The sequence below is a fragment of the Stenotrophomonas sp. STM01 genome, assembly GCF_014852135.1.
GTDB classification, from domain to species: domain Bacteria; phylum Pseudomonadota; class Gammaproteobacteria; order Xanthomonadales; family Xanthomonadaceae; genus Stenotrophomonas; species Stenotrophomonas capsici.
The window spans coordinates 1,456,302-1,480,213 of record NZ_JACVBA010000001.1 but is presented as its reverse complement, the minus strand read 5'-3'; the positions used below and the strand labels follow the sequence as shown (position 1 = coordinate 1,480,213).

The window sequence follows — 23,912 nt, the reverse complement described above, 5'->3', positions numbered from 1 at the left end:
TTGCGTGATGAAGCCGGTGCCGCGCAACCGCCACACGCGCGGGGTGCTTTACCTGGCGCAGGCATTGGATGGACCATGCGGGCATGGTTTCCCGTTGCAGGTGCCGTCGATGCTGCATTGCCGTCCCATCACCCCGTCCGCCACGCCACCGGCGCTGTGGGTGGACCTGTGCCAGCCCACGCCGGAGGAACTGGACCAGGCCTCCCGGCAGGTGGGGTTCGCCATCCCGGACCGGGCCGGCATCAGCGAGATCGAGTTCAGCAGCCGGGTCCGGCGCGAGGGCGAGGCGCTGGTGCTGAACCTGCCGCGCTTCCAGTACGCGGTGGACCACGTGGTTGCGCCGCTGGGCTTCGTGGTCGCCCCGCATGCACTGGTGGTGCAGCGTGAGCATACGCTGGACGTGCTCGACGGCCTGGAGGCCGACCTCGGCAAGCACCCCTGCGTGGGCGCGGCGGACCTGTTCCTGCGCGTGATCGAGCACATCGTCGACCACCTGGCCGACCAGCTGGAATCGCTGGAGAGCACGATGAGCGAGTTCTCGCGGCAGGCCTTCAACCACCCCAAGGGGCGCCGCGCCTCGCACCGGCTGGAAGGCATGCTGCACGAGGTGGGGGTGATGGGGCGGCGCATCAGCGCCATGCACAACACCCTGCACGGACTGTTGCGGATGGTGAACTACCTGGATGAGTCGGCGCCGGAGTGGTTCGGCGCCGAGGCGCCCAAGCGGATCAAGCTGGTGCTCAAGGACCTGACCTCGCTGAGCGAGTTCGAGCAGCAGCTGGGGGACCGCAACGAATTCCTGCTCGACAGCGTGCTGGGCCTGATCAACATGGACCAGAACGAAGTGATGAAGGTGATGGCGGTGGCCTCGGTGGTGGGCATCCCGCCGACGGTGCTGGTTGGCGTGTGGGGCATGAACTTCGCCGCGATGCCGGAGCTGCACTGGCATTACGGTTACGCGATCGCCTTGGGCGTGGTGCTGCTGAGCATCGTTGTGCCGCTAGCATGGTTCAGGCGGCGCGGCTGGATCTGAGCGCGCGCCGGGCGCCGGCATGCCCCTTAACCGCCAGCGCCCGGCCACCTACAATCGCGTCTCCCCACGTGTTCCAGGAGCCGCAATGCCCGTCAAGCCGATGTCCCCTGCAGGAAAGCTGTTCGCCGCCGCCGCATTGATCGAAGGCGTCACCTGGGCAGGGTTGTTGGTCGGCATGCTGCTCAAGCGTGGCCTGGAACTCACCGACCTGGGCGTGCGCATCTTCGGGCCGCTGCATGGCATTGCCTTCCTCTTCTACGTCGCCATCTGCCTGTACGCCTGGATCAAACTGCGCTGGCCGCTGTGGGCGATGCTGGTGGCACTGGTCGCGGCGGTGCCGCCGTTGGTGACCGTGCCACTGGAGATGTGGTTCCGCCGCATTGGCCTGTTGTCCGCGCGTGACGGTTCGGCGCCGTAACCGTTTTCATCCCGGGGCCCGCGACGCGGGCCTCGTCGGTTTTGCTTCAACCGTGCCCGAACAGCAGTGAAACAGTGGTCGATGACCGTTTTGGTGGTCACGCGCGATCATGGATAATGCGCCTCTGCAGCGCCGGGTCCTGGCGCTGCGCTGGTCCGGAGGGGCCGGGTGGTGCGGTCGAGGGGGCTCCCGTACCACCGGAGGGTGTTCCCCCGGTACGTCGTCGATGCCCCGTGGCATTGGTCCACCTCTGCCCTTCTGGCCTTCAACGCACAACGCGTTCCCTCTTCAAGGATTTCTGGTGCGACACCGAGACAATCAGCAACACGTTGCCGGGCAGCGGTTCGTTTCCTTCGTGATCGCCGGGGCAGCGCGGCAATGAGTAGCTCCGTGACCGAGACCACCGCCGCCCTCGATGCAGGCATCGCCATCCTGCCGGGTGAACACCCGTTGGAGATGCCGGAGCAATCGCTGCGCACCGGCCGCCTGCAGGTGCCGCGTCAGGACACCGCCCCGCCCAACATCGGCCTGCGTCGCCTGTACGTGTTCGGCACCACCGCGCTGATGACCGTTGGCGCGACCTGGATGATGGCGCGGGTGCTGCTCAACGGTGGCCTGAACGTGCTCGAAGGCGTGCTGCTGGTGCTGTTCGTGCTGCTGTTTGCCTGGGTCGCGCTGTCCTTCGTCGGCAGCCTGGCCGGCCTGCAGGCGTTGCTGCGCGGCCGGCGCAAGCTGGGCATCTACCCGGACACGCCGCTGCCGACGCTGCGCAGCCGCACCGCGCTGCTGATGCCGACCTACAACGAGGACCCGCGCCGGATGATGGCCGGCCTGCAGGCCATCTACGAATCGGTCGCCGCCACCGGCCAGCTCGAGAACTTCGACTTCTTCGTGCTCAGCGACACCACCCGCGACGCCATCGGCCGTGCCGAGGAACAGGTGTTCGCGCGCCTGGTCGCTGCCACCGGCGGGGAAGGGCGGCTGTTCTACCGGCGCCGCGCCAGCAACGTCGGCCGCAAGGCCGGCAACATCGCCGACTGGGTGCGCCGCTTCGGTGGCGCATACCCGCAGATGCTGATCCTGGACGCGGACAGCCTGATGACCGGTGATGTCATCGTGCGGCTGGTGTCGGCGATGGAGAACCATCCCAACGTGGGCCTGATCCAGTCGCTGCCGGCGGTGGTCAACGGGCGCACCGCCTTTGCCCGCATGCAGCAGTTCGGCGGGCGCGTGTATGGCCCGGTGATGGCCTACGGCGTGGCCTGGTGGCATGGCGCCGAGAGCAACTACTGGGGGCACAACGCGGTCATCCGCACCCGCGCCTTCGCCGAGCAGGCCGGGCTGCCGGAGCTGCCGGGGCGCAAGCCGTTCGGCGGCCATGTCCTCAGCCATGACTTCGTGGAAGCGGCGCTGATCCGCCGGGGCGGCTGGGCCGCGCACATGGTGCCGTACCTGCAGGGCAGCTACGAGGAAGGCCCGCCGACGCTGACCGACCTGCTGATCCGCGACCGCCGCTGGTGCCAGGGCAACCTGCAGCACGCCAAGGTGGTGGGGACGTCCGGCCTGCACTGGATCAGCCGCGTGCACATGATGATCGGCATCGGCCATTACTTCACCGCGCCGATGTGGGCGATGCTGATGCTGATCGGCGTGGCGATCCCGCTGATCCATGGTGGCATCGACCTGGCCGAGGAACTGCACCTGCGCATGTCCCCGTCGCATTACTGGCGCGGCCTGGACCAGGACGGCGTGCTCTGGGTATTCGCGATCACCATGGCGGTGCTGCTTGCGCCCAAGGCCATGGGCTACGTGGCGATGCTGACCTCGCGCAGCGAACGCATCGGTTGCGGCGGCGCGCTGCGCGCCTTCGTCTCGATGTTGCTGGAAACCCTGCTGGCGGCGCTGATGGCGCCGGTGGTGATGTACGTGCAGTCGCGTGGCGTGGCCGAAGTGCTGGCCGGCAAGGACTCCGGCTGGGATGCGCAGCAGCGCGACGACGGCAGCATTTCCTGGGGCGCGCTGCTGCGTGGCTACGGTGGCCTGAGCCTGTTCGGCCTGATGGTCGGTGCCATGGCGTATGCGGTGTCGCCGCCATTGGCGGCGTGGATGGCGCCGGTGGTGGTGGGCATGGCACTGGCGGTGCCGGTGGTGGCCTGGACCTCCTCGCGCAAGGTGGGTGACTGGCTGCGCCGTCACGGCCTGCTGTGCATCCCGGAGGAAAGCCACCCGCCGCAGGTGCTGGTGCGTGCCGCCGAACTGCGCGCGGCTGCGCTGCGCGAACCGCTGCAGGACTGACTGCCGCCACCGGGCCCGGGCACGTACCGGTCCCCGGGCCGTAGCCGTTGAACCGTTGGCCCGAACATCGCGCCGCGGCCAGGCGGCATAATCCCGCTTCGTCTTCGGGAGTCATGCAGATGTTGGAAACGGTGGAGCAGGAAACCGGCGCGGCGCCGGAATGGTCGGTCATCTGGTTGCACGGTCTGGGCGCTGATGGGCACGATTTCGCCCCCATCGTGCCGGAGCTGGTGCGCCCGCACTGGCCGGCGATCCGCTTCGTGTTCCCGCATGCCCCCAAGCGCGCGGTCACCATCAACGGTGGCATGCCGATGCGCGCGTGGTACGACATCGTCAGCATGGATTTCCGCAGCCGCGCCGACGCCAGCGGCGTGGCCGAATCGGTGGCGCAGGTGGAGGCGCTGATCGCACGCGAGCAGGCCCGCGGCATCGCACTGGACCACATCGTGCTGGCCGGCTTCTCCCAGGGCGGTGCGATCACCCTGTCGGCGGGCCTGCAGCGGCGTGCGCAACTGGCCGGGCTGGTGGCGCTGTCGACCTACCTGCCGGAAGTGGACGCCGCGGCCGACCAGTTGGCCGCCGGTGCCAACACGCAGCCGGTCTTCATGGCCCACGGCAGCGCCGATCCGGTGATTCCGGTGCAGGTCGCCGAGAACAGCGCCCAGGTGCTCAAGGCGATGGGCTTCGAGCTGGAATGGCACCGCTATCCGATGGCACACCAGGTCTGCGCCGAGGAAATCCACGCGCTGGGTGACTGGCTGCAGGCGCGTTTCAGCGCGGGTTGAACAGGGCGTGGGGACGCCTTGTCCGGGGGTTGAACACAATGGCGGTGCGACGGCAGGGCTACCATGGCCATGCCGGCGTTCCATGGGGAGAGTGATATGAAGGTGGTCATTGCCGATGACGAGCCCTTGGCACGCGGGCGCCTGCGCGCATTGCTGGCCGGGCATGATGGGGTAGTGGTGTTGGCCGAGGCGGCCAACGGCGACGAGGCCCTGCAGGCCTGCGCGCAACACCAGCCGGACCTGCTGCTGCTTGACATCGCCATGCCCGGCATCGACGGGCTGGAGGTGGCCCGGCAGCTGGCGCGTGTCGAGCCGCGCCCGGCAGTGGTGTTCTGCACTGCCTTCGATGCGCACGCGCTGTCCGCGTTCGAGGCTGCGGCGATCGACTACCTGATGAAGCCGATACGCGCCGAGCGCCTGACCGCGGCGCTGGAGCGGGCGCGCACTTTCCTTGCCGGGCGCGCCAGCCCCCCCGCCCATCAGCCGCGTCGCACCCTGAGCGCACGCCTGCGTGGCAGCCTGCGACTGGTGCCGGTGGAGGACATCCTGTACCTGCAGGCCGAGGAGAAGTACGTCGTGCTGCACCATGCGCGGGGGCAGGATCTGGTCGAGGAATCGCTGCGCTCGCTGGAAGAGGAGTTCGGCTCGCGGTTCATCCGCATCCATCGCAACTGCCTGGTCGCCCGCGACCGCCTGCAGGAAGTGCGACGCACGCCGGCCGGCCAGGTCCAGGCGGTGCTACGCGGCGTCGAACAGCCCCTGGAGGTCAGCCGACGCTGCGTCGCCAATCTGCGGACCGAACTGGTCCGGCTGTGAGCGGGCGCCGCCAGCGGCGATAATGGCCGCATGACCATCCTGCGCATTGCTACCCGTAAGAGCCCGCTCGCCCTGTGGCAGAGCGAACACGTCGCTGACCGCCTGCGCCAGGCCCACCCGGGGCTGGCGGTGGAACTGGTGCCGATGAGCACCCGCGGCGACGAGGTGCTGGACCGTTCGCTGGCGGCCATCGGCGGCAAGGGCCTGTTCCTGAAGGAGCTGGAGCTGGCGATGCTGCGTGGCGAGGCCGACTGCGCGGTGCATTCGCTCAAGGACGTGCCGATGGAGCTGGAGGCACCGTTCGCGCTGCCGGCCATCCTCACCCGCGCCGATCCGGCCGATGCCTTCGTTTCCAACCAGTACGACACGCTGGACGACCTGCCGGCCGGCGCGGTGGTGGGCACGTCCTCGCTGCGCCGCCAGGCGCAGTTGCGCGCGCTGCGCCCGGACCTGCTCACCCGCGACCTGCGCGGCAACGTCAACACGCGCCTGGGCAAGCTCGACGCCGGCGAGTACGACGCCATCATCCTGGCCTGCGCGGGCCTGGAGCGGCTGGCGCTGGAAGCGCGCATCCGCAGCCGGCTGGTGGCGCCACAATGGCTGCCGGCACCGGCGCAGGCCGCAGTGGCGATCGAATGCAGGGCCGATGCCGGCGCGGTGATCGCGCTGGTGGCGGCGCTGGACGATGCGCCGACCCGCAGCTGCGTGGAGGCCGAGCGGGCGATGAACCGCGCCTTGGACGGCAGCTGCCACGTGCCGGTGGCCGGCCTGGCGCAATGGCGTGGCCAGGACCTGTGGTTGCAGGGGCTGGTGGGCGGCGTGACCGATGGGCGCATCGTCCGCGCCGAAGGGCAGGGGCCGGCGACGGACCCGGAGGCGTTGGGCCGCAGCGTGGCGAGCAGGCTGCTCGATGGTGGCGCGGGTGAACTGCTGCGTTGAGTGGCCCGCGTAGGCGCGGTCCCGGCCACGAAGTCGATACCCCGCCCCGTTGTCAGGAGCACCCCTCCCCAACCCTCCCCTGAGCTGCGCTCAAGGGAGGGGGCTGATCGCCGCGCTGCCGTAGGAACGGCCTTGGCCGCGAAGCCGATGGCGGTTCCGGTCGCGAAAAGCACACCTCCCAATCCTCCCCTGAGCTGCGCTCAAGGGAGGGGGCAGATCGCCGCGCTGTCGTCGGAACGGCCTTGGCCTCGAAGCCGATGGCGGTTCCGGTCGCGAAAAGCACACCTCCCAATCCTCCCCTGAGCTGCGCTCAAGGGAGGGGGCAGATCGCCGCGCTGCCGTAGGAACGGCCTTGGCCTCGAAGCCGATGGCGGTTCCGGTCGCGAAAAGCACACCTCCCAATCCTCCCCGGAGTCGCGCTCAAGGGAGGGAGCAGGTCGCCGCGCTGTCGTAGGAGCGGCCTTGGCCGCGAAGCCGATGATGGTTCCGGTCGCGGAAGGCATCCCGCCCCAGCGCACTGCCGAGCCGCGCTCCAATGAAGGAGGGCAGCTCGCCGCCCCATGCACCTAAAGCACCCGCGCATGAAAAAGCCGGCGAAAGCCGGCTTCTTCAAGGATCCCGCGCGATCGCTTACTTGAAGCTGTAAACCACGTTCATCGTGGTCAGCGTATCGGTCTTGCGCTTGTCTTCGGTGACGTCGCTGTTGTGGCGGGCCTGCCAGCCGGCTTTCAGCGCGAAGTGCTTGTTCATGTTCACCGACACGCCGAAATCATTCTGCGCGAAGGTGTTGTACGAGCCCGATTCCACCAGCAACGTGTTCACCAGCTCGGTGTTGTCGGTGATGGTGTACTTCAGGTCGAACAGGCCGCGGCCGATCAGGCCGACGCGGTTCTCGTCGGTATCGGCATTGTGGCTGCGGCGCACGCCGGGGCCGATCTGGGTGTCCAGGATCAGCCGCTCGCCGTCGATCAGGCGGGTACCGTAGCCGAGACCGAAGCTGGCCTGGCGGTCGTAGGTGGCGAAATCGTCCCGCTCATAGCGCCCGGTGGCGGTGATCTGGCGATGCTCGCCCAACTGCAGCGCACTGCCGGCGCTGGCCGTGTAGCGGTTGGCGGTGGTCTGGCGGGTGCGCTTGCTGGTGCCGTCGTCGCTGGTCTCGGTGTACTCGGAGCTGGAGCGCAGGCCGAACAGGTCCATGCTGTGCACCCAGTCATCGTCGGTGTAACGCAGCTTGAGGCGGCCGTTGAAGCTCTCGGTGTTGCTGTTGCCGTGGGCCGAGGCGAAACCCAGTTCGCCGCCGCTGCCGCTCCAGGGGGAGGTCATGGCTGCCAGGGTGGCCTCGTCGGGGGTCTGGCCGTCGTCGGCCCAGGCGGCCGGGGCGCACAGCAGCAACGGCAGGAGCAGGGAAACACGCAGGGACATCGATTGAATCTCCGGGGCCAAGGCGGGCAAGTAAACGGTTTCATGATACCGGATGGGTCCGGCGCCGGACCCGTGCCGATGGCCCTGCTTCAGACGCGGTTAGGCGGGCAGGAGCGGTTGCCGGACCCCAACCGGCGCTGAACTTCGGACATAATCGGGCCATGGACCGCTATGAACGCATCAATGCGCTGCATCGTCTGCTCAAGTCCGCCCGCTACCCCATCACGGTGGTGCGGCTGCAGGAGGAATTGGGCTGTTCCCGTGCCACGGTTTACCGCGATCTGGCCTTTCTGCGCGACGCGCTGATGGCGCCGGTGGAGGGCGACGGCGACGCCGGCTTCCGCTACCAGACTGCCGAAAGCGACCGTTTCGAGTTGCCCGGGCTGTGGCTCAGTTCCGAGGAGCTGCATGCGTTGCTGGCCTCCCAGCACCTGCTGGCGCGGACCAGTGGCGGCGTGCTGTCCTCGGTGCTGGCGCCGTTGCAGCAGCGCATCGAGAGCCTGCTCGCGGCCCAGGCCGGGGCGTCCTCCTGGCCGGTCGAGCGGGTCCGGGTCATCCCGCACCGCGGCCGCAAGCTGGACGAGGCCAGTTTCCGCACCGTGGCCTCGGGCGTGCTCGAGCGCAAGCAGCTGTCCTTCGAATACCGTGCCCGTTCCACCGACGAGGCCACCCGCCGCACGGTGTCACCGCAGCGCATCACCCATTACCGCGACAACTGGTACCTGGACGCCTGGGACCATACCCGCGAGGCGGTGCGCAGTTTCGCGGTGGACCGCATCCACCAGGCCCGGTTGCTCGAACAGCCGGCCCGCGACGTACCGGATGAAGAGCTGAACGAGCAGCTGGCCGCCAGCTACGGCATCTTTTCCGGTGCCCCCAAGGGCTGGGCGACCATCGTGTTCAGTGCCAAGGCCGCCCGCTGGGTGGCCGACGAACACTGGCATTCCAAGCAGCAGGGGCGGTTCCTGCCGGATGGGCGTTATGAACTGAAGGTGCCCTACAGCGTGTCGCGCGAGCTGCTGATGGACGTGCTGCATTACGGTTCGGACGCGGAAATCGTCGAGCCACAGTCGCTGCGCGAACAGGCCAAGGCGCTGTTGTCGCTGGCCCTGAGCAATTACGACTGACGTCAAACGCCGCCCCGGGGCGGATGCAGCGCCCCGGTTTCCGTGACTACCTTGCGGCAGTGATCGCAAGGCAGTGTGCCGTGGCGTGGTGCAGGCCACGGCGAAGGGCGCGGGGGTTCCGGTGGCCGATCCGGCCAGCCGTGGCTACTTCTTGTTCGGTACCTCGAAGCCCAGCCTGTCCACCTGCGCCGGGTGTTGCGGCACGCGCTTGAGCTTGTCGGTGTTGACGTCGTACTTGTCGCGCAGGCGCAGTGCCAGCGCCCGGTAGGTAGCCGCATCCATGTCCGGCTGGCGGGCGAAGATCCAGGCCATCTCGCGGCCCGGGTAGCCGATCAGGGCCCAGGAATAGTCCGGTGCCACTTCCAGGATGCGCGAGTGGGTCGGCACGATCTTGTAGAACCAGGTGCGCCAGCGCCGGTTGCCACTGTCGTCATCAACCTTGGCGCGGATGTTGATCTCCTCCTCGGGCTCGTTGAAGCCGTCGCGGAACTGGTAGCGGATGGCGACCTTGTCCCCGTCCGTCAGCGAGTAGGTGTTGACGCTGGCCACGTGGCCACGCTCGACGAAATTGGGCACCCGGCCAATCACGTACCAGCGGCCCATGAAGCGCTGCAGGTCGATCGGGCCGTCGGCATCGCCCTCCACGACCGGGGCGGCGGCAGCCGGGTCCTGCGCATGTGCAGGGGCCAGCGGCAGGGTGAAGCTCAGCAGCAGGGCGGACAGGATCGCGGGAATGAGTCGCATTGCGTAGGACGCGCCATGGTTGATGACGGCAGCATGTTCGACGGGCAGCGATGGGCGCGTCAATGGCAGGTCGCAGTCCGTGAGATGGCCGATGGCGAGGATGCACGCCAACACCCGTCCCATTGCCGGAGAACGTCATGTCCAAGCCTGCTGCTTCGTCATCCCGCCGTCACCCTGAGCCGACCCCCGATCCGGGGGTGCTGCGTTGCGTCAGGCAAGCCGTGATGGCAGGGCTGGCCCTGGTGGTGGTATGGCCGGCGGCGCGAGGCCACAGCGAGTGGATCGGCTGGTTGCCGTTGTGGCTGGTCGGCATGCCGTTGAGCGCATGGTGGGCCCTGTACCGCTTCCGCCTGCCCGCGCGCTGGCGCAACCGCCAGGCAGCACCGCGCCGCCGTGGCCCGCAGGCGCGCCGCGCACGCCGTCCGGCCCGGGCGCGCTGGTCGCAGGTGGCCTGACCTTCGACAGGGGGAGGTGGGGCAGGGCCTGTGCTAGCGTTCGCGGCCTATGTCCGCGTGGAGCACACATGTCCCGAATCACCTCCGCCTGCCTCGTTGCAGGCCTGATCTCCTCTGGCCTGGCCGGTGCCGCCATGGCCGCTGACGAACTCCAGGACAACTACGCCTGGCTCGAAGACGTCACCGGCGACAAGCCGCTGGCGTGGGTGAAGGAGCAGAACGCCCGTTCCGAGGGCCGCCTGGCGCAGACCCCGCAGTTCCGGCAGATGGAAGCCGGCATCCGCGAGGTGCTGGATTCGGACGCCAAGATCCCGGGCGTGGAGAAGATCGGCGACTACTACTACAACTTCTGGAAGGACAAGCAGCACGAGCGCGGCGTGTGGCGCCGGACCACGCTGGTGGAGTACCGCAAGGCCGAGCCGCTGTGGGAAACCGTGCTGGACCTGGACGCGCTGAACAAGGCCGAGGGCGAGAACTGGGTGTGGCATGGCGCCAACTGCCTGCGCCCGGAGTACACCCGCTGCCTGATCGCGCTTTCGCGCGGCGGCGCCGATGCCGACGTCACCCGCGAGTTCGACCTGTCCAGGAAGGACTGGATCAAGGACGGTTTCTTCCGTCCGGAAGCCAAGGGTGGCCTGGGCTGGATCGACCAGGACAACGTGTTCGTCTACACCGACTTCGGTGATGGCTCGATGACCACGTCCGGCTACCCGCGCGTGGTCAAGCAGTGGCGCCGCGGCACGCCGATGGCCTCGGCCACGACCGTGTACGAAGGCAAGCCGGAGGACATGTACATCGCCGCGATGCACGACGACACCCCGGGCTTCGAGCGCAACTACGTCAGCCGCACCATCGCCTTCTACAACAACGAGCTGTTCGTGCTCGGCGCCGACGGCAAGCTGACCAAGATCGATGCGCCGAACTCGGCCGAGAAGGGCGTGCGCCGCGAGTGGCTGACCCTGGAGCTGCGCGAGCCGTGGACCGTGGGTGGCAAGACCTACGCCGCCGGTTCGCTGCTGGCCACGAAGTTCGATGACTTCATGGCCGGCAAGCGCGAGTTCGACGTGCTGTTCGCACCGACCGAAACGACGTCGCTGGCCGGCATGTCCTGGACCAAGTCGCACGTGGTGCTGAACGTGCTGGACGACGTCAAGAACCGCCTGCAGGTGCTGACCCACGGTGCCAACGGCTGGACCACCGGTGATTTCACCGGCGCACCGGCGTTCGGCACCATTGGCATCGGCGCGGTCGACGCCGACGAAAGCGACGCGGTGTGGATGACCGTCACCGATTACCTGACCCCGACCACGCTGTCGCTAGCAGAGATCGGCCAGCAGCCGGAAGTGCTCAAGACCATGCCGGCGTTCTTCGACGCCAGCGGCAAGGTGATCGAGCAGCATTTCGCCACCAGCAAGGACGGCACCCGCGTGCCGTACTTCGTGGTGCACGACAAGGCGATGAAGCTGGATGGCTCCAACCCGACCCTGCTGTACGGCTACGGTGGCTTCGAGATCTCGCTGACCCCGGGCTACTCCGGTGGCATGGGCCGCGCCTGGCTGGACAAGGGCGGCGTGTACGTGGTGGCCAACATCCGCGGCGGCGGCGAGTACGGCCCGCGCTGGCACCAGGCCGCGCTGAAGCAGAACCGCCACAAGGCCTACGAGGACATGGCGGCGGTGGCGCAGGACCTGGTCAGCCGCAACATCACCTCGGCCAGGCACCTGGGCGTGCAGGGCGGCAGCAACGGCGGCCTGCTGACCGGCAACATGCTGACCCAGTACCCGGAGCTGTTCGGTGCGGTGGTGGTGCAGGTGCCGCTGCTGGACATGAAGCGCTACAGCCACCTGCTGGCCGGCGCCTCGTGGATGGCCGAGTACGGCAACCCGGACACGGCTGACTGGGAGTTCATCAAGACCTTCTCGCCGTACCACCTGTTCGACCCGGCCAAGACCTACCCGCCGGTGCTGTTCACCACCTCCACCCGCGATGACCGCGTGCATCCGGGCCATGCCCGCAAGATGGCGGCCAAGATGATCGACGCCGGCAAGGACGTGACCTACTACGAGAACATCGAAGGTGGCCACGGCGGCGCAGCCAACAACGCGCAGGCCGCGCACATGTCGGCACTGGCCTACAGCTTCCTGTGGGAGCAGCTGAGCAAGAAGTGATGCTCAGCTGGAGTTGATACACAACAAACGCCACCGGAAGGTGGCGTTTGTTGTTTGAAGCCCCTCTCCCGCAGGCGGGAGAGGGGTTGGGGTGAGGGCAGGGGCGAAGCCCTGATGGTGAGCGGATATGAACGCCCTCGAAGTCGAACGCCCCCCATCCGCCCTGCGGGCACCTTCCCCCGCAGGCGGGAGAAGGGAGTCATCAGGTCGTCTGTTGTCCCTGCCAGCGCTCCAACCCGCGCCCGATCCGCTGCACCGCCTCCTGCAGCCGGGCCACGTCCTGGGTGTAGGCGATGCGTACGTGCTGGTTGGCGCGGTGATGGCCGAAGTCCAGGCCGGGCGTGAACGCCACGTGCTCGGTCTCCAGGAAGTGCGCGCAGAAGGCCTGCGCGTCATCGGTGAATGCGCTCACGTCGCAGTACAGGTAGAACGCACCCTGGGGCTCCACGTCGATGCGGAAGCCCAGCTCGCGCAGGGCGGGCAGCAGGTAGTCGCGACGCTGCTGGAACTGCGCGCGACGCTGCTCGAAGATGGCGATCGTCTCCGGCGCGAAGCAGGCCAGCGCGGCATGCTGCGCCATCGAGGGCGCGCTGATGTACAGGTTCTGCGCCAGTTTCTCCAGTTCCGGTACCGCAGCCGGGGGCGCCACCAGCCAACCCAGCCGCCAGCCGGTCATGCCGAAGTACTTGGAGAAGCTGTTCAGCACGAACGCCTCGTCGTCCACTTCCAGCACGCTGCGGGCGTCGAAGCCGTAGGTCAGGCCGTGGTAGATCTCGTCCACCACCAGATGGCCGCCGCGTGCCTTCAAGGTGGCCGACAAGGCGGCCAGCTGGGTCGCGTCCAGCGTGGTGCCGGTGGGGTTGGCGGGGGAAGCGACCAGCGCGCCGACGCTGTCGGCGTTCCAGTGCCCGGCGATCAGTTCGGGGGTGAGCTGGTAACCGCTGTCCGGGCCGACCGGCACCAGCTGCGCGGCGCCTTCCACCAGGCGCAGGAAATGGCGGTTGCACGGATAGCCGGGGTCGGCCAGCAGCCAGTGCCGGCCCGGGTCGACCAGCAGGCTGGAAGCCAGCAGCAGCGCGCCGGAACCGCCCGGGGTGACCAGGATGCGCTCCGGATCGATCTGCAACCGGTAGCGGTCCGCGTAGAAGCCGGCGATGGCCTCGCGCAGTGCCGGCAGGCCACGCGCGGCGGTGTAGCGGGTATGTCCGGCGGCGAGCGCGGCCTGGCCGGCGCGGATGACCGGCTCGGCGGTGGTGAAGTCAGGCTCGCCGATTTCCAGGTGGATCACATCGTGGCCGGCCTGCTCCAGCGCATTGGCGCGGGCCAACAGGGACATGACGTGGAACGGGGCGATCTCGTGGCTGCGCCGGCTGTAGCCGGACGGCGTGGGGGCTGGGGTGTTCATCGCCGACATCATAGGCCGCAAGGCCGGTGCTGGCAGCCGTACGTCGTCTCGAAGGGCTGCATCGCCCATGGCACACTGTCGGCATTGCGCGGGCATCCGCCCCGTCGATGGGAACCCCTCCGTGAAACCCACCCTTTGTCTGTTGGTAGCAAGCCTGATGATCAATTCCGCCATCGCCGCAACGCCCACTCCGCCGGATGTCGAGAAGCGTCCGCACACGGTCAAGGCGCCGTTCGGTGCGCAGCGCCAGGACGAGTACTACTGGCTGCGCGACGACAAGCGCGAGGATCCGGCCATGCTGGCCTACCTCAACGCCGAGAACGCCTACACCGATGCGTTGATGGCGCCGCTCAAGCCGCTGGAGGACAAGCTGTACGCCGAGATCGTCGGGCGCATCAAGCAGGATGATGCCAGCGTGCCGTACCGCGAGCGCGGCTACTGGTATTACACCCGCTACGAGACCGGCAAGGACTACCCCATCCATGCGCGCCGCAAGGGCGACATGCAGGCCCCGGAAGAGGTGCTGCTGGACCTCAACGCCATGGCCGAGGGCAAGGGCTTCTTCGGTGTCGACGATATGGCGGTCAGTCAGGACAACCGCATCCTGGCCTGGGCCGAGGATGACGTGGGCCGTCGCCAGTACACGATCCGCTTCAAGGACCTGGGCACCGGCCAGCTGCTGCCGGACGTGATCACCGGGGTGTCGGCCAACGTGGTCTGGGCCGATGACAGCCGCACCGTGTTCTACGTCGAGAACGACCCGGAAACCCTGCTCACCGTGCGGGTGAAGAAGCACGTGCTCGGCACCCCGGCCAGCAGCGACGTGCTGGTGTACGAGGAAACCGATGACAGCTTCTACATGGGCATCGGCCGTACCCGCGACGACAAGTTCATCACCATCGGCGTGGACAGCACCGTGTCCTCCGAGCTGCGTTACACCTCGGCCGCCAACCCGGGCACCTTCACCGTGCTCGCCCCGCGTGCGCGCGACGTGGAATACGACGCCGACCACTTCGACGGCCGCTGGGTGATCCGCACCAACGCCGATGGCGCGAAGAACTTCAAGCTGGTCACCGCGCCGGAAGGTGCCACCCGCCGCGACCAGTGGCAGGACTGGGTGGCGCACGACCCGCAGGTGCTGGTCGAGGGCTTCGAGCTGTTCAACGGCTACACCGCCATCGCCGAGCGCGCCGACGCGCTGGAGCGCGTGCGCCTGCTGTTTGCCGACGGCCGCAGCGAGTTCGTCAAGGCCGACGAGCCGGCGTATTCGATGGGCCTGTCGGTCAATGCCGAGCCCGACACCGACTGGCTGCGCTACGGCTACACCTCGCTGACCACGCCGGCCACCACCTACGAGCTCAACGTGAAGACCGGCGAGCGCCGCCAGCTCAAGCAGCAGCCGGTGATCGGCTACGACCCGTCGCTGTACCAGACCGAGCGGGTCTGGGTGACCGCGCGCGACGGTGCCAAGGTGCCGGTGTCGCTGGTCTACAAGAAGGGTTTCAAGAAGGATGGCAGCGCCGCGCTGTACCAGTACGCCTACGGCAGTTACGGCATGTCGATGGACCCCGGCTTCAACCAGAGCGTGGTCAGCCTGCTTGATCGTGGCCTGGTCTACGCCATCGCGCACATCCGCGGCGGCGAGGAAATGGGCCGCAATTGGTACGAGGACGGCAAGCTGCTGCACAAGCAGAACACCTTCAACGACTTCGTCGACGTCACCCGCGCGCTGGTCGCGCAGGGCTATGCCGCCAAGGACCGCGTGGCCGCGTCCGGCGGCAGTGCCGGCGGCCTGCTGATGGGCGCGGTGGCCAACCAGGCCCCGGGTGACTACCGGGTGATGGTCGCCCAGGTGCCGTTCGTGGACGTGGTCACCACCATGCTCGACGCCAGCATCCCGCTGACCACCAACGAGTACGACGAGTGGGGCAACCCCGAGCAGAAGCCGTACTACGACTACATGCTGAGCTACTCGCCGTACGACAACGTGCGCGCCCAGGCCTATCCGTCGCTGTTCGTCGGTACCGGCCTGTGGGATTCGCAGGTGCAGTACTGGGAGCCGGCCAAGTGGGTGGCGCGCCTGCGCGACGTGAACACCGGCAGCCTGCCGATCGTGTTCCGCACCAACATGGAAGCCGGCCACGGTGGCAAGTCCGGTCGCTTCCAGCGTTACCACGAGCTGGCCGAGTCGTATGCCTTCGTGCTGTCGCAGCTGGGCGTGGCCCAGTAATGCCGAACCGGTTGCGGGCCCGGGCGGCCCGCAACCATGACCGGTGCCTGCCCGGTTGCCCTGCAATGGGCAGGCACCCTGCGCGGGATGGCCGACGGGAGCCAGTGGACGCGATCCATGGGTGACTGAACAGCCGCAGTTCCATCCGGACTTCATGGTCCAGTGGCTATACTCGGGGGATGAACATGACGTCCCGTTCCCTGTTGCTCATCCCGGTGGCCTGCGCGCTGCTGGCCCTCACCGCCTGCGGCAACAAAGGCCCGCTGGTGATGCCGCAGAAGCCGGTGCCGGTCGAAGAGCAGGAGGTGGTGCCGGAAGACGCACCGGCTGCCGACGATGCCGCCGCTGTCCCGCCGACCGACGGCACTGAGCCTGCGCAGGCCAGGAAGCCGGCCGAGGGTACCCAGCCGTAATGAGCATGTCTGTTTCAGGGCGCCTGCCGTTCACCAAGATGCACGGCGCCGGCAATGATTTCGTGGTGCTGGACCTGCGCGCTGGCATGGCCCCGCCGGACGCGGACCTTGCCGCGCGCCTGGCCGACCGCCACCGCGGCGTGGGTTGTGACCAGATCCTGACCATCGAGCCACCGCGCTCGGAAGCGTCCGTGGCGTCCTACCGGATCTGGAACTCCGATGGGTCCACTTCCCAGCAGTGCGGCAATGGCGCGCGCTGCGTGGCGGCCTGGCTGGTGCGCGATGGCGCCGCCCAGGGCGAGCACTTCCTGATCGACAGCCCGTTGCGCACGCACGCCGTGGAGCGGTTGGGCGGGGATCACTACGCCGTGGCCATGGGCAAGCCGGAGTTCGAGCCGGAGCGGATCCCGTTGGTCGGCTTCCCGCGCGCGCGCGAGGAATACGCGGTGTCGCTGCAGGGCGAGAACGTGCGGTTTGGCGCGGTGTCGATGGGCAACCCGCACGCGGTGCTGGAGGTCGGCTCGGCCGATGCCGCGCCGGTGGAGCGGGTCGGTCCGTTGCTGCAGCAGCATGCCTCGTTCCCGGAATCGGTCAATGTCGGCTTCGCCCAGGTGTTGGACAGCGGCCACGCCCGGCTGCGCGTGTTCGAGCGCGGTGTCGGCGAGACCCTGGCCTGCGGCAGCGGCGCCTGCGCGGCGGCCGTGGTGTTGATGCAGCGGGGGCGGCTGCGGCGCGATGCGGTGTTGTCGCTGCCCGGTGGCGACCTGCGTATCCAGTGGCCGGACGATGCGGCGGAAATCGTCATGTCCGGTCCGGCGGCATTCGTATTCGACGGAGAGTGGACAGGATGAACGACACGGCCGAAAAGATCGGGGCACACGAGGTGGCCGCTTGGCTGCGCCGGCACCCGACCTTCCTCAAGCAGTTCCCCGACCTGGCCCTGACCATGGTGGTGCCCCGCGACGATGGCCCGACCGCGTCGCTGGCCAGCTACCAGCTGGAAGTGCTGCGCGACAAGAACCGCGAGCTTGCACGGCGGCTGTCCGACCTGGGCGTCAACGCCCAGATCAATGAACGGCTGGCAGTGCGCACGCACCAGCTGACCCTGGCGTTGATGCGCCAGGCGTCGGCGGCGGACACGTTGCGGGCGATGGCGGCCTCGCTGGAGGAAGACTTCGCCGGTGACCTGGTCCGCATCATCAGCCTGCAGCCGGTCGAAGGGCTTGAGCAGGCGCCGTGGCTGCAGGTCATCGCCGCCGACAGCCCGCGCCTGGCGCCGTTCCACGACTGCCTGCAGGATGGCGAGCCGATCTGCGGCCGGCTGCAGTCGGAGAAGAACGACGTGCTCTACGGCGAACGGGTCGACGAAGTGGCATCCACCGCGTTGCTGCCGTTGCCGGGCGTGGGCCTGATCGCGGTCGGCAGCCATGACCCGAACCGTTTCTACCCGGGCATGGGCACGCTGTTCCTGCGCATGATGGGCGAGTCGCTGGTGGTCGGGCTGCAGCGCTTCAACGCGGCGTGAGCGGGGGCGTGCGGTGATGAGCGCCGTCCCGGCGTTCCTGTCCTACCTGCAGGTCGAGCGGCGCATGTCCGCGCATACGCTCGATGCCTACCAGCGTGACCTCGCCGCATTGTCGCAATGGTGCCAGGCCCATGGCATCGACGACCCGCAGGCGCTGGCCGCCGACCAGTTGCGTGAATTCATCGCCGCCGAGCACCGCCGCGGGCTGGCGGCCAAGAGCCTGCAGCGCCGCCTGTCGGCCTGCCGCAGCTTCTATGCGTGGCTGCTCAAGAACAACGCCATCGACACCAGCCCTGCCGCCGGCCTGCGCGCGCCCAAGGCGCCGCGCAAGTTGCCGCAGGTGCTCGATGCCGATGAAGCGGTGCAACTGGTCGAGCTGCCCACGGATGCACCGCTGGGCCTGCGCGATCGCGCGCTGCTGGAACTGTTCTACTCCTCCGGCTTGCGCCTGAGCGAGCTGTGCGCACTGCGCTGGCGTGACCTGGACATGGCCAGCGGCCTGGTGCTGGTGCATGGCAAGGGCAACCGCGAGCGCAGCGTGCCGGTGGGCACGCATGCGTTGAACGCACTGCAGGACTGGCGCAGGGACAGCGCGGGCAGCGGCGACAAGCCGGTGTTCCCGGGGCGCGCTGGCGGCCCGTTGAGCCAGCGGGCGGTGCAGATCCGCATCAAGCAGCTGGCGCAGCGGCAAGGGCTGTTCAAGAACGTACACCCGCACATGCTGCGGCACAGTTTCGCCAGCCACATCCTGGAGTCCTCCGGCGACCTGCGTGGCGTGCAGGAACTGCTCGGGCATTCGGACATCGCCACCACCCAGATCTACACGCACCTGGATTTCCAGCACCTGGCCAAGGTCTACGACGCGGCGCACCCGCGCGCCAAGCGCAAGCGCTGAACTGGCCGGTCAAGGCGCGGCGGCGCCATGATTGTGGTGTCCGGATGCGGCGAGCACGTCGCGGCGCCGATCGCCATGCTGCAGCTCCCCATTCCTGGTGCATGCACATGGCGTCCTTCATCCTGCGGGGCCTGGCCCCCGATACGTTTGCTCCGCTGTTCCTGCTCCCTGATGTCGTGCTCAGCGCACGGCAGATGCAGCGGCTGACGGTTCCCGATACGGCGACGACGGGATTTCCCTGCCGGATCAGCCTGGTCGATGCCCAGCCGGGCGAACAGGTGCTGCTGTTGCCCTACCAGCACCAGCCTGCCGAATCGCCATACCGCGCCAGCGGGCCGATCTTCGTGCGGCGCGGCGCACGCAGCGCCGTGCTCGGGACGGACGAGGTGCCGGCGACGATGCTGCGGCGGCTGCTGTCCGTGCGCGCCTACGATCATGCGCATCGGATCATCGCCGCCGAGGTCTGCGAAGGGACCGCGGTCGCGGCCTGGCTGCAGGCCCGCTTCGATGACCCTGCGGTGGACTACGTGCATGTCCACCATGCCCGCTACGGCTGCTATTCCTGCCGCGCCGACCGCGCGTGAAGCCCGCGCCAGGCGCACGGAAGCCCGGCGCACGATCAGGCCGGGGATTGATCTGCGTCAGGGCCAGCCGCACGCCCGCGGCGCACACTGCGCCACGGATGGTCGTGGCGTTGCTGAAGATGGCGAAACCGTTCCCGCTCAAACCCCGTCATCCCGAGCGCATCTGCTGGGGATGCGACCGCTATTGCGCGAGCGACGCGCTGGCCTGTGGCAACGGATCGGGCCGCACCCTGCATCCGATCGAGACGCAGGGCGAGGACTGGTACGTGGCGTGGGGCATCGAGCCGGAACCGGATCGCCCGAATCTGGCCCGGCTGGTGCCTTAGGAGCCGGTATGGTGCTGCGTGGGTGCGGCCGACGCCTCCGGACCTGGCCGTTTTGCTGAACGCCGGCTGTCGCCGGTGGGGGAGGGGGCAGGCTTGATCGCCGCGCGTCTGGCCCCACTTCGATTGGACAGTATCCCGGAGGCCACATGGACCCCAGTCAGAACCCCAATGTTTTCCACGCCACCACCATCTGCTGCGTGCGTCGCGGCGAGCACGTGGCGATCGCAGGTGATGGCCAGGTCACGCTGGGCCACACGGTGATGAAGGGCAATGCCCGCAAGGTGCGTCGACTGGGCCGCGATGACCAGGTGCTGGCCGGTTTCGCCGGTGCGGCGGCCGATGCGTTCACCCTGTTCGAATTGTTCGAAGCCAAGCTCGAGAAGCATGGCCAGTTGACCCGTGCCGCGGTGGAACTGGCCAAGGACTGGCGCACCGACCGCCGCTACGGAAAGCTCGAGGCGCTGCTGGCGGTGGCCGACAAGGAAACCTCGCTGATCATCAGCGGCACCGGTGACGTCATCGAGCCGGAGGACGGCATCATCGCCATCGGCTCCGGCGGCTCCTACGCGCTGAGCGCCGCGCGCGCGCTGCTCGCGCACACCGGGATGGATGCGAAGTCGGTTGCCATGGAGGCCATCAACATCGCCGGTGGCATCTGCATCTACACCAACACCAACGTGGTGGTTGAAGAGCTCTGAGCGCTTCGGCCAACGACTGCGAGTACCCCATGAACCACAAGATCGAAGTCTCTTCCGCCACCATGACCCCGCGCGAGATCGTGCAGGAGCTGGACCGGCACATCGTCGGCCAGCATGACGCCAAGCGTGCGGTCGCCATCGCCCTGCGCAACCGCTGGCGCCGCATGCAGCTGCCGGCCGACCTGCGCAACGAGGTGATGCCGAAGAACATCCTGATGATCGGCCCGACCGGTGTCGGCAAGACCGAAATCGCGCGCCGCCTGGCCACGCTGGCCAACGCGCCGTTCGTGAAGGTGGAAGCCACCCGCTTCACCGAGGTCGGCTACGTCGGCAAGGACGTGGAGCAGATCATCCGTGACCTGGCCGACACCGCGGTCAAGCTGTACCGCGAACAGGCCAAGGTGCGCGTGCGCACCCAGGCCGAGGAGCGCGCCGAGGACCGCATCCTGGATGCGCTGCTGCCGCGTCGCAGCGTCGGCATCGGCTTCGATGCCGAGGCCGCGCGCAACGAGCCGTCCGCCGCCGACAACGAAACCCGCATCAAGTTCCGCCGCATGCTGCGTGCCGGCGAGCTGGATGAGCGCGAGATCGAACTGGAAGTGGCGGCCAACGTCAGCATGGACATCATGACCCCGCCGGGCATGGAGGAAATGGGCCAGCAGCTGAAGTCGATGTTCGCCAACCTGGGCGGCAGCAAGTCGAACAAGCGAACGCTGACGATCAAGGCCGCACGTCCGCTGCTGGTCGAGGAAGAGGCCGGCAAGCTGGTCAACGAGGACGACATCCGCACCGCCGCCATCGAGGCCTGCGAGCAGCACGGCATCGTGTTCATCGACGAGATCGACAAGGTCGCCAAGCGCGGGGACAACGTCGGTGGCGGCGATGTCTCGCGCGAGGGCGTGCAGCGTGACCTGCTGCCGCTGGTGGAAGGTTCCAACGTTTCCACCAAGTACGGCACGGTGAAGACCGACCACATCCTGTTCATCGCCTCCGGTGCGTTCCACCTGGCCAAGCCCAGTGACCTGATCCCGGAACTGCAGGGCCGTTTCCCGATCCGCGTGGAGCTGGGTGCGCTAAGCAAGCAGGATTTCGTGCGTATCCTCACCGAGCCGAAGGCCGCGCTGACCAAGCAGTACGAAGCGCTGCTGGCGACCGAAGGCGTCACGGTCAACTTCACCCCGGACGCGGTGGATCGCCTGGCCGAGATCGCCTTCCAGGTCAACGAGCGCCAGGAGAACATCGGTGCACGCCGCCTGCACACGGTGCTGGAGCGGCTGCTCGATTCGCTCAGCTACGAGGCGCCGGACCGTGATGGCGAGGCCATCGCGATCGACAGTGACTACGTGAACAAGCACCTGGGCGAACTGGTGCAGGACCCGGACCTGAGCCGCTACATCCTGTAAGCGAATCGGTCCGGTGTTCGAGGAAACGGCAGCACGTCAGTGCTGCCGTTTTTCGTTGGGGATTCGTGGCTGGGCTTGGCGCCGGGGTTGCATCCCCGCCCATGCAGCGGGGATGGGCTCACCGCGCTGCACCCGCGCGTTTCAGTCGTGCTCGTCCGGGTCGGCCGGCGGCAAGGGCAGGGGATCGGCCCCCGGGGTGATGACGCCGGGTTTGACGTAGTAGGACAGCAGCGCATCCATCACCTCGCGGCTGTCGCGCTGCAGCTCGAACTGGCGGGGTTCGAGCATCGCGCTGTACAGCACGCCGGTCATGCCTGCATGCAGGATGCGCGAGACCACGGCCGTGTCGACGCCCTCGCGCAGTTGGCCCAGCTCGCGGGCGCGTTCGAAGGCGCGGCGGAAGATCGCCATCTCCTCCTCGATGCTGTCGTGCTGCAACTGCTGCATTGCCTGGCTTTCGGCGCTGAGGTCGTTGCGCAGCATGATCTCCATCATGTCGCGCAGGTGTGGCTCGGTGGCCAGTTCGCTCAGCGAGACCAGCATCGCCGAGCGCAGGTCCAGGATCGGCGTGTTGCGGTGGGGTGAGTAGGTGCGGCGCAGGCGCTTGATGAAGGGGACGCGCTCGCGGTTGATCATCGCTTCGAGCACTTCGGTCTTGTTCTTGAAGTGCCAGTACACCGCGCCGCGCGAATAGCCGGCACGCTCACCGATCGCCGCCAGCGAGGTGTTGGCGACGCCGTTCTCATGGAAGCAGGCCAGGGCCGCATCAAGGATGTGTTCGCGGGTGGCCTGGGCTTCTTCTTTGGTCTTTCTGGCCATGGCACTGCGCCGTTGCTGGATGAAACCGGGCTGAATTGTAGCCGTTTACAAACATGCGTGCATGTATGTATATTTCGCCGGCTTGCTTCGCAGGATGGCGCTGCTGTGCATTTGTAGTGGCGGTTCTCACGGGCCTCCACGTAAGTTATGCACACCGTGCGTGCCGGGCCCTTCGGGGTGCCGGCGCAGGTCCGCGAGCGCCACCTTTCCCATTGAGTCTTCCACATGTCTCGAATCCGCAGCTATCGCGTCGTCGCGCTTTCTCTTGCCCTTTCCGTTGCACTGGCCGCTTGCAAGGGCGGGGAAGCACCGCCGCAGGGCGGCCCGGGCCAGGTCACGGTCGTCACCCTCAAGACCGAGCCGGTCACCCTGACCCGCGAACTGGTCGGCCGCGCCAATGGCTACCAGGTGGCCGAGGTGCGCCCGCAGGTCAGCGGCATCGTGGCCAAGCGCCTGTTCACCGAAGGCAGCTTCGTCAAGGAAGGCCAGGCGCTCTACCAACTGGACGATGCGGCCTACCGCGCCCAGGCCAACAGCGCCCGCGCGCAGCTGGCCCGCGCCGAAGCCACCGCCAGCGCCGCACGGCTGGCGGCGCGCCGCAGCAGCGAGCTGGTCCGGAGCAAGGTGATCAGCGTGCAGGACGACGAGAACGCACAGGCCGCCTGGAAGCAGGCCGAGGCCGACGTCGGTGCCGCGCGCGCCTCGCTGGACGCGGCCAACGTGACGCTGGGCTACGCCCGCATCACCGCGCCGATCAGTGGCCAGATCGGCAAGTCCACCGTCACCCAGGGCGCGCTGGTCAGCGCGGGCCAGGCCGCGGCGCTGGCGACCATCAACCAGCTCGACCCGATCTACATCGATGTCACCCAGTCCTCGGCCGAGCTGCTGCAGCTGCGCCGCGAACTGGCCGAAGGGCGCCTGGAAGGTGCCTTCGAGCTGCCGGTGGACATCGTGCTGGAAGACGGCACCCCGTTCGCCCACAAGGGCACGCTGGAGTTCTCCGAGGTCAACGTCGACCCGTCCACCGGCAGCTACGGCTTGCGCGTGCGGGTGGAAAACCCCGACCACGTGCTGATGCCGGGCATGTTCGTGCGCGCTGTGCTGGGCAGCGGCGTGCGGCCGAACGGCCTGCTGGTGCCGATGCAGGGCATCGCCCGCGATGCCAAGGGCGACACCAGCGCGATGGTGGTCGACGGCGAAGGCAAGGTCGCCGTGCGTCCGGTCACCGTCAGCCGCACCATCGGTGACAAGTGGCTGGTCGAGAGCGGGCTGAAGGCCGGTGACAAGGTCATCGTCGAAGGCCTGCAGAAGATCGGCCCGGGCATGCCGGTGCAGGCCACCGAGAAGGGTGCCCAAGCCGCCAAGCCCGCCGCCGCGCCCGACGCGACGGCGCCGGCGGCCAAGCAGTAAGC

General features: G+C 68.0%; 23 protein-coding genes. 19 read left to right on the top strand and 4 right to left on the bottom strand.

What is annotated here, in order from left to right; all coding sequences use genetic code 11:
* Positions 1-109 precede the first annotated feature (109 nt).
* The 6 genes from IB227_RS06870 to hemC all read left to right on the top strand — a co-directional run bounded on the left by IB227_RS06870 (position 110) and on the right by hemC (position 6,286).
* The gene (locus tag IB227_RS06870; RefSeq protein WP_192287303.1) at positions 110-1,033 is read left to right on the top strand and encodes a CorA family divalent cation transporter; all 924 of its coding nucleotides are present in this window, start codon (positions 110-112) and stop codon (positions 1,031-1,033) included.
* Positions 1,034-1,133: 100 nt separating this feature from the next.
* Positions 1,134-1,451 (top strand): DUF3817 domain-containing protein, encoded by a 318-nt coding sequence (locus IB227_RS06865; RefSeq protein WP_192287302.1) that lies wholly within the window; start codon positions 1,134-1,136, stop codon positions 1,449-1,451.
* Between the two features lie 378 nt (positions 1,452-1,829).
* Positions 1,830-3,746, top strand: a complete 1,917-nt coding sequence (gene mdoH, locus IB227_RS06860) for a glucans biosynthesis glucosyltransferase MdoH (protein ID WP_192286751.1) — start codon at positions 1,830-1,832, stop codon at positions 3,744-3,746.
* A 119-nt stretch (positions 3,747-3,865) separates the two neighbouring features.
* Entirely contained in the window at positions 3,866-4,531 is a 666-nt protein-coding gene (locus IB227_RS06855; RefSeq protein WP_192286750.1) for an alpha/beta hydrolase, read from the top strand.
* 96 nt (positions 4,532-4,627) lie between these two features.
* Complete coding sequence (locus tag IB227_RS06850; protein WP_192286749.1) at positions 4,628-5,347, top strand: LytTR family DNA-binding domain-containing protein; 720 nt, start codon at positions 4,628-4,630, stop codon at positions 5,345-5,347.
* A 30-nt stretch (positions 5,348-5,377) separates the two neighbouring features.
* A complete protein-coding gene (gene hemC, locus IB227_RS06845; protein WP_192286748.1) occupies positions 5,378-6,286 on the top strand; it encodes a hydroxymethylbilane synthase in 909 nt (302 codons plus the stop codon).
* A 630-nt stretch (positions 6,287-6,916) separates the two neighbouring features.
* Here the strand turns inward: hemC and IB227_RS06840 are convergent.
* Positions 6,917-7,708: a DUF481 domain-containing protein gene (locus IB227_RS06840; RefSeq protein ID WP_132865082.1), complete on the bottom strand. Its 792-nt coding sequence runs from the start codon at positions 7,706-7,708 to the stop codon at positions 6,917-6,919.
* Between the two features lie 161 nt (positions 7,709-7,869).
* Between IB227_RS06840 and IB227_RS06835 the strand changes: the two genes are divergently transcribed.
* A complete protein-coding gene (locus IB227_RS06835; RefSeq protein ID WP_132865081.1) occupies positions 7,870-8,835 on the top strand; it encodes a YafY family protein in 966 nt (321 codons plus the stop codon).
* A 144-nt stretch (positions 8,836-8,979) separates the two neighbouring features.
* On the opposite strand, the gene IB227_RS06830 is transcribed toward IB227_RS06835, so the two are convergent.
* The gene (locus tag IB227_RS06830; RefSeq protein ID WP_132865080.1) at positions 8,980-9,579 is read right to left on the bottom strand and encodes a lipocalin family protein; all 600 of its coding nucleotides are present in this window, start codon (positions 9,577-9,579) and stop codon (positions 8,980-8,982) included.
* Between the two features lie 137 nt (positions 9,580-9,716).
* Between IB227_RS06830 and IB227_RS06825 the strand changes: the two genes are divergently transcribed.
* Both IB227_RS06825 and IB227_RS06820 read left to right on the top strand, forming a co-directional pair.
* Complete coding sequence (locus tag IB227_RS06825) at positions 9,717-10,034, top strand: hypothetical protein (RefSeq protein ID WP_192286747.1); 318 nt, start codon at positions 9,717-9,719, stop codon at positions 10,032-10,034.
* Between the two features lie 68 nt (positions 10,035-10,102).
* A complete protein-coding gene (locus IB227_RS06820; RefSeq protein WP_192286746.1) occupies positions 10,103-12,202 on the top strand; it encodes a prolyl oligopeptidase family serine peptidase in 2,100 nt (699 codons plus the stop codon).
* A 202-nt stretch (positions 12,203-12,404) separates the two neighbouring features.
* Here IB227_RS06820 and IB227_RS06815 read toward each other — a convergent pair whose 3' ends face one another.
* Entirely contained in the window at positions 12,405-13,607 is a 1,203-nt protein-coding gene (locus IB227_RS06815; RefSeq protein WP_192286745.1) for a pyridoxal phosphate-dependent aminotransferase, read from the bottom strand.
* 121 nt (positions 13,608-13,728) lie between these two features.
* Here IB227_RS06815 and IB227_RS06810 point away from each other — a divergent pair, with 121 nt between their 5' ends.
* The 9 genes from IB227_RS06810 to hslU all read left to right on the top strand — a co-directional run bounded on the left by IB227_RS06810 (position 13,729) and on the right by hslU (position 21,681).
* A complete protein-coding gene (locus tag IB227_RS06810; RefSeq protein WP_192286744.1) occupies positions 13,729-15,837 on the top strand; it encodes a S9 family peptidase in 2,109 nt (702 codons plus the stop codon).
* A gap of 179 nt (positions 15,838-16,016) precedes the next feature.
* Positions 16,017-16,250: a lipoprotein gene (locus IB227_RS06805; RefSeq protein ID WP_132865075.1), complete on the top strand. Its 234-nt coding sequence runs from the start codon at positions 16,017-16,019 to the stop codon at positions 16,248-16,250.
* A gap of 5 nt (positions 16,251-16,255) precedes the next feature.
* A complete protein-coding gene (gene dapF / locus IB227_RS06800; protein WP_192287301.1) occupies positions 16,256-17,101 on the top strand; it encodes a diaminopimelate epimerase in 846 nt (281 codons plus the stop codon).
* Complete coding sequence (locus IB227_RS06795) at positions 17,098-17,775, top strand: DUF484 family protein (RefSeq protein ID WP_132865073.1); 678 nt, start codon at positions 17,098-17,100, stop codon at positions 17,773-17,775. Before dapF ends, IB227_RS06795 begins: the two co-directional genes overlap by 4 nt.
* Before the next feature lie 16 nt (positions 17,776-17,791).
* Entirely contained in the window at positions 17,792-18,670 is an 879-nt protein-coding gene (xerC, locus tag IB227_RS06790; RefSeq protein WP_192286743.1) for a tyrosine recombinase XerC, read from the top strand.
* A 107-nt stretch (positions 18,671-18,777) separates the two neighbouring features.
* Positions 18,778-19,254, top strand: a complete 477-nt coding sequence (locus IB227_RS06785) for a DUF1203 domain-containing protein (RefSeq protein ID WP_132865071.1) — start codon at positions 18,778-18,780, stop codon at positions 19,252-19,254.
* Between the two features lie 119 nt (positions 19,255-19,373).
* Positions 19,374-19,580 carry a DUF3079 domain-containing protein gene (locus IB227_RS06780; protein WP_192287300.1) on the top strand — a complete coding sequence of 69 codons (207 nt, stop codon included), beginning with the start codon at positions 19,374-19,376 and terminating at the stop codon, positions 19,578-19,580.
* Between the two features lie 146 nt (positions 19,581-19,726).
* Entirely contained in the window at positions 19,727-20,278 is a 552-nt protein-coding gene (hslV, locus tag IB227_RS06775) for an ATP-dependent protease subunit HslV (protein WP_192286742.1), read from the top strand.
* A gap of 29 nt (positions 20,279-20,307) precedes the next feature.
* A complete protein-coding gene (gene hslU, locus IB227_RS06770) occupies positions 20,308-21,681 on the top strand; it encodes an ATP-dependent protease ATPase subunit HslU (protein WP_132865069.1) in 1,374 nt (457 codons plus the stop codon).
* 141 nt (positions 21,682-21,822) lie between these two features.
* Here the strand turns inward: hslU and IB227_RS06765 are convergent, their stop codons facing one another.
* Positions 21,823-22,500: a TetR family transcriptional regulator gene (locus tag IB227_RS06765; protein WP_192286741.1), complete on the bottom strand. Its 678-nt coding sequence runs from the start codon at positions 22,498-22,500 to the stop codon at positions 21,823-21,825.
* A 225-nt stretch (positions 22,501-22,725) separates the two neighbouring features.
* Here IB227_RS06765 and IB227_RS06760 point away from each other — a divergent pair, with 225 nt between their 5' ends.
* Complete coding sequence (locus IB227_RS06760) at positions 22,726-23,910, top strand: efflux RND transporter periplasmic adaptor subunit (protein WP_192286740.1); 1,185 nt, start codon at positions 22,726-22,728, stop codon at positions 23,908-23,910.
* Positions 23,911-23,912 lie beyond the last annotated feature (2 nt).